The sequence below is a fragment of the Aliiruegeria sabulilitoris genome (assembly GCF_001558155.1).
GTDB classification, from domain to species: domain Bacteria; phylum Pseudomonadota; class Alphaproteobacteria; order Rhodobacterales; family Rhodobacteraceae; genus Tropicimonas; species Tropicimonas sabulilitoris.
On record NZ_LOAS01000068.1, the window covers coordinates 1 to 5,398 of the forward strand.

Annotated in this window: 7 protein-coding genes; 1 reads left to right on the forward strand and 6 read right to left on the reverse strand. The window is 55.9% G+C overall.

Features of this window, described 5'->3' with window-relative positions:
- Window positions 1–541: 541 nt before the first annotated feature.
- The 6 genes from AX756_RS24210 to AX756_RS24235 all read right to left on the reverse strand — a co-directional run bounded on the left by AX756_RS24210 (window position 542) and on the right by AX756_RS24235 (window position 5,111).
- A complete protein-coding gene (locus AX756_RS24210; RefSeq protein WP_068318342.1) occupies window positions 542–2,566 on the reverse strand; it encodes an alpha/beta hydrolase in 2,025 nt (674 codons plus the stop codon).
- 153 nt (window positions 2,567–2,719) lie between these two features.
- Window positions 2,720–3,103 carry a hypothetical protein gene (locus AX756_RS24215; RefSeq protein WP_156461679.1) on the reverse strand — a complete coding sequence of 128 codons (384 nt, stop codon included), beginning with the start codon at window positions 3,101–3,103 and terminating at the stop codon, window positions 2,720–2,722.
- Window positions 3,100–3,318 (reverse strand): DUF3955 domain-containing protein, encoded by a 219-nt coding sequence (locus AX756_RS26830; RefSeq protein WP_068318348.1) that lies wholly within the window; start codon window positions 3,316–3,318, stop codon window positions 3,100–3,102. The genes AX756_RS24215 and AX756_RS26830 overlap by 4 nt, the downstream gene beginning before the upstream one ends.
- Before the next feature lie 72 nt (window positions 3,319–3,390).
- Window positions 3,391–3,861 carry a hypothetical protein gene (locus tag AX756_RS24225; RefSeq protein ID WP_231701177.1) on the reverse strand — a complete coding sequence of 157 codons (471 nt, stop codon included), beginning with the start codon at window positions 3,859–3,861 and terminating at the stop codon, window positions 3,391–3,393.
- A 50-nt stretch (window positions 3,862–3,911) separates the two neighbouring features.
- On the reverse strand, window positions 3,912–4,757 hold the full coding sequence (locus AX756_RS24230) for a hypothetical protein (RefSeq protein WP_231701178.1): 846 nt from the start codon (window positions 4,755–4,757) through the stop codon (window positions 3,912–3,914).
- Between the two features lie 42 nt (window positions 4,758–4,799).
- Window positions 4,800–5,111 carry a hypothetical protein gene (locus tag AX756_RS24235; RefSeq protein ID WP_068318358.1) on the reverse strand — a complete coding sequence of 104 codons (312 nt, stop codon included), beginning with the start codon at window positions 5,109–5,111 and terminating at the stop codon, window positions 4,800–4,802.
- A gap of 64 nt (window positions 5,112–5,175) precedes the next feature.
- Between AX756_RS24235 and AX756_RS26570 the strand changes: the two genes are divergently transcribed.
- A partial coding sequence (locus AX756_RS26570) for a hypothetical protein (protein WP_231701179.1) occupies window positions 5,176–5,398 on the forward strand: 223 nt, incomplete at its 3' end.

A 5,398-nucleotide genomic window follows, 5' to 3' on the forward strand; every position in this document is an offset into this window, starting at 1 on the left:
TTTGAACCTACGACCTTCAGGTTATGAGCCGATAATCCATTGATTCCAATATGTTAGAAAAATCAGCCGCTTGCGCGATAAGCCTTTGAATTCGCGAAATTCAAATGTCGGCACTGGGCGACGTTGGGCGATTTTTGGGTGCAGCTGATGGAAGAAAACGGCATTTGTCGGTTGAGGTAGCGTTGAGTTGACCGGCAACGATGGCCGTCAACTAAATCACACAAACTGAACAAAGCGCCAGCTGTTTCCGAAAAAGCGGCTACCCGTCGTCGTTCCCGCAATGGGACGGAACGAGCTCGATGCATTCCCAGCAAGAGCAGGCTGCGTGCGCGTACGAAAAACCCCATGTGGCGGCATCGCGTCTATCCGTCCTTTACGGCAGAAGAAAAAACGATCGCTCACATAGCCTGAAGCTGATACGCCGCAGCGATGCGTCGCACATGGAGCCGCCTTTCGCCGGCACCGCAGGTTTCTGGAAGGAAACACCTAGAGAAGTAATATGAGGCGAGCTTGTTGCCTTGCAGGTGGGTTCTAGTTTCGCCTACGGCTGTCCTTCGAGAGGTAGTGCCCATTGCGGTTCGCGCGCATCTACACAACCAAGTTCGATCTCCGCGTCCGGATTCTGGACAAAGCCAGTGGCAATCCGCCCAACGCAACTCTCCGCGTGATTCCAAGTCCCATGTCCTTGCTGCGGAATGAGGACCAAGATGCTGCTTTCTAACTCGCGGTCTGCGCGTCTCCCCATGTAGACTGGTGTGGGGAAATCGTAAGCGCCCTGCAAGATTATCGTCGGAACACTGCTACTCACCGGATCTTTGACCTCAATGGGTGCAGCGGAAATTGGCCATTTCTCGCAGCGACCTGCCTGCGTCCGCGACATGTCCAGATCGGCGAGTTGCGGTAATTGCAGGTCGTTGTAGCTGTTCACCGCATCCTCGAAACGTTCATGCAGAATGTCGTCAGCGCAGTGAATCGAGCTGAACAGAAAATGCGGGAGTCCACCGGCAATGCTTAGACGCATATTGGCCATCTGCATTTCTGGGGTGCCTTCCGCAGAAGCCATGATTGCGATTTGTTGCGCGACATAGGGAGACGCGGCAATGTCCGGACGGGTCAGCTTTTGCAGCATCTCCAGCATCTGGTCGCCGGTTTCGCCGGGGAAGCCTTCCGCGATGATAGCCTGCAGCGTCAGGAGTGGCTCTTCCTGAACCAGTCCAATGTTCACGTAGACACGAAATTCTGCTGCCGCGTTATCATCAAGAAGGGCCGACGCATCGGCTATGAAAGCCTGCACCGGGTCACTTGGATCCAAAGCGGCCGCCGGTAGGGGTTCTGCCGGGGCGGTACCAATTTCTCCAGCGCGCAAGGCGAGATAGGTATCCAATTCACCTAGCTCCAATTCGGCGATCATTCTGGGTATGAACCCAGCCCGGGTATTCGTGACATCAGTGAGTTGATCTACGACATCATCAATCGTGACCGTCTCACCGTTCGCTCTGAGCGACGTTTTCTCGAGCCTGTTCAGCAACGCAGCGAGACGTGCCGCGAGATTGGGATAAGCTCCGTCACAGACCGCATCCGCTTGGCACTCATCCAACAATTGCAGCATGAAGTCGTGGTCAGAACGCACGAGGCTTCTGATCAGATAGACAGAGGGCGGAAACGTCGAATCCAGAATAACCGATCGAAGTTCAGGTGCATTCTCGTATTCGGCCATGTTGTCCATAATCGTCATCGCAAGACGCGTGCCGTAGGATGCGCCTTCGATATTGAAAGCATCACGGCCCAACGCCTTGATCAGTTCGACCGTGTCACGAGCACTGGAAGCTGTTGTGAATTGGTTGGGGTCAATCCCCCTTGAGATAAATTGCTCCCAGCAAGTGGCGTTGAGAAGAGGCAGGTCCAGGTCAGAAAGGCCTGGAGTTGACGGAGCGGCCTCGCCATTTGCGATTGCCAAGAACCTGACTGCAGCTGCCTGTAAGGCATTAATCTGGTCGGCTGGGGCATTGTTCTCGAGGGCCAGCACGAGGCATTCTTCAAAGCCTAGACGCTGACTGACTCCGACACCGCGAATGTCGAAAAAGATGATGTCGCGCTCAGTCCGTACACGCTCATATTTATCGAAATCTCCTGCAAGGACGCCAGATGCACCGGGACCACCTGCCAGAAAGATCAGAGGGTCTGGTTGCGGGGTCTCGCCAGTCGCCCTCGCCACCAGAAATCCTAGATCGAGGTTGCGACCGTCCGGGCTGCCCCAATTCTGCGGCACGGTAAGGACACCGCAGGTATAGGTCGCACCCTCCACTTCGATCGGGCTTCGAACGGTTCCAGGCAAACAAGAGATTGTGTGCAGACCAGGCTCCCGATCGGAGAGCCGAGGTGGCGGTGCAAGAGCTGACAGCTGTTCGAGGGCCCCTTCCAGATCGTGACTATTTGTATTCACAGACTCGTTATCCGTGACTTCGGCGCTTTCTTCAGGGGCATCTAGAGTTTCGGCTGCACCGAAATTCGGACTGACAAGCGAGGCCACCAGTAGAATAGACGTCAGATATGCGCATTTTTTCATGGGATACCTCCTGAATTCGTAAGAACCGTGCCGGTCTCGTCGGAGGCCGGGTTATTTGAGTGACGCACAATGCCAATCAACCAGATCGCCAACCCGGGTGAGGTATGACCTGCCACTTGTGCCGGAACCACCAGCGCGGTGCTCTCGCAAAACTCAGCGGTAGGTCAAGCTGAAGAACGTCAAGCTGTTCGTCTGGGTGATCATCTGTGCTCCCGTTTCCACCATCAGCGTCTCCATCGCCGAACTTCCCGTCGGGCAGGCTACAAGATCGGAGGCGTCATCCAGAAATTCGACAGTGAACGCGCTTTCACCAACAAGTTGGCATTCGTCGGACGGGTTCCGGTAGCCACGGACGAATACGAGATCGGGATCCGGCTCGCTGATCGCAACCTCAACCGGCGGCTCTGTACATCCTGCAACCAGGAGGCCTGAAGCCATGGTGCATCCGGCTGCGAACGATCGCACGCTACTCGATCCCGTGAATTTGTTTTTGGGTGTCGTGGCTGGGATCGGGTTCACCGCATTTCGAATTCTCATTTCTGCCTCCAGATCCGACTTAGCACCGCAACGCCGGCTGCAAACACCATCACGGCCCCGCCCGCGAGCACGAAAAACCACCCCAATGCCAGGAGATGAAATGGTTCGCGCAAGACACCGTCGGTATCGACATAAGATCCCTGAGAGGCGTATCCCGCCCAGAGTGCGGCCCCAATCCCCAACAGCACCAGCGAAATCAAAATCGACCTTCGCATGAGACTACCCCTGTCTTCTACCCGCCCGCCGTCCTGGGGCGCAGTGCGATCTGGGAATGTCCGTCCCGAGAGCTATTCCCACTCGGCTGTCGTGCTCCGCCATTGCGCCGTTTCCTTGTCCCACGTGCTTGCGGTGACGCATGGAGTTGGATTGATCCCGCCGCATTGCGACCCGTGAACGTCTGTCAGTAGAACACGGTTGGGACCAAGATCCACGACATCCCAAGCTCGATTGAGCAGAGAGGCAAACTCGTCCCCGACAAGGAAATGCGACATGCACCCGCCGGTTCCGCAATATAGGGACACCGCGGACGAGCAGGTAAAGAACATCTCGTTCAGTACCCAGTCCGGTCTCAGATCCCCGTCGAGATCTACGCGCGTGACTGCACCCCATTCCAGTGAGAACTGGCCGTCTTCGTAATCAGAGCAGGCCTGTTGGGCCTGGACGACCTTTTTCTGAAGCTTCTCCGGAAGCTCCGATATCTCGGAAGCAAAGGCAGGCACCGGAAGGGCCGTTATTGTCGCAAGAAGCGCTGCGGCCAAGATCCTGCCAATCCCGAAGGAGACACATGACGCGGTATCTGGTCTCGGCATCAGTTGCATTGGTCGTACCGATAATCGCCGAACTCCAGCCAGTTTTCCATCCGATTGCGGAAGATCAGAAACTCGGACCGGTCCTCTGCCAGCAAGGCAACCACGAAATCCTTGACCGGTTCGGAGTTGCCGAAATAGCTGTAGGCCGTCATCGCCCGCTGCGTTTCGCCGTTCACGGTGACGCGCGCGTCCCATTCATCGCTGGCATCATCGAGGATCTCAAACTCGATCTGCCGTTTGATCCCACCGCCGCCGCAATAGACCACACCTTCTGGTGCCTCCATGGGCGCGGAGGTTTGGTCCAATGCACGGCATTCGGCCCGGAGCGACTGTATGGCTGCACCCGATCCCTTGAGATCAAAAATGCCGTAACTGACGTCTTGATCGACCATCGACAGGTTCAGGGTGGCGTTTGCGGCAATCTGGTCGAGGACGAACGCATAATCCGCCTCGTCGCTGAACTGGATCTCGACAGGATAGTTGTCCACGATCTGGACGAACGAGTTTTCGCGTCCCATCTGGAAAGAAGCGACTTCCTGCGATCCGTTTACCAGAAAACGAAAGGAAAGGCCGTTCTTTCGCACGATATCCTGCGAATCCTCATACCCGGCCGGAGCAAACCTGATCCTGTCGCACTGCACCTCAAGGGACATGTCGTTTGTCTGGATCGTGGCATTGGGGTACGGAGGCCCGCTGTAGGTCCAGTCCGCCAACGCCGTAGTGGCAAGAAGGATGCCGCCAAACGAAGCCAATATCGCTGCATTCTTAATGTTCCGCATCAGCGTGTCGTCCCCTCTGTATTCAATAGCTATTTCCGTTGGCCGTGCAGTGTACCGGGCCGTCATGACACGCGACGCACCCGGACCATTTCTCGCTATCCTGGCAGATTAGTTGCTCTCACGAAGGCTAGTCATGACTTCTTCGCACTGAGCGATGGAACCGACGATCATCTGGTCGTCTGTCAAACTGGCCTGTCCGGTCGCATCCAGCGCCGCCTTGGTCAGCACTTCATCAACTTGTTCGGCGGTCATGATACCCAGCTCTTCTGCTGCGGTAACCGTCGAGCAAATTCCGGCAGACAGGCCGGTGGCAATGCCGGCACCCGCACCAACCCCCATCAAAGCACCGCCGCCAAAGAAGAGTGCGCCCGCTCCGCCGACGACGATACCTACAAGCAGCGTGAGTATTGTTTTTCCCATTTCGCAGTTCCTTCTTGTTGAATTGTTTTGTGCAGGAGGCATTCAGCTTTCGAAGAATCGTCAAATGGCTACCAGAAGCACCATCGTCAGATTTGGGTGGAAACAGATGCATGTGCACATAGATGAAAAAGGAAGCGTTTCATGGCATCATATCCCCCAAGTGTTTCTGATGCCGATCAGAGGGCCGGCATCAGATTACGCGTTGCAACGCTCCAGAGCGCTATCTGTTGGCAGCCCAGCAAGCCTCATAACCCTGCCGGAAATAGGGTTCAAAGCGCGTGTCATAC

Bases quoted from the DNA above. Each gene is read 5' to 3' on its own strand.
- AX756_RS24210 (WP_068318342.1), bottom strand. From the start codon at position 2,566: ATGAAAAAATGCGCATATCTGACGTCTATTCTACTGGTGGCCTCGCTT.
- AX756_RS24215 (WP_156461679.1), bottom strand. From the start codon at position 3,103: ATGAGAATTCGAAATGCGGTGAACCCGATCCCAGCCACGACACCCAAA.
- AX756_RS26830 (WP_068318348.1), bottom strand. From the start codon at position 3,318: ATGCGAAGGTCGATTTTGATTTCGCTGGTGCTGTTGGGGATTGGGGCC.
- AX756_RS24230 (WP_231701178.1), bottom strand. From the start codon at position 4,757: ATGACGGCCCGGTACACTGCACGGCCAACGGAAATAGCTATTGAATAC.
- AX756_RS24235 (WP_068318358.1), bottom strand. From the start codon at position 5,111: ATGGGAAAAACAATACTCACGCTGCTTGTAGGTATCGTCGTCGGCGGA.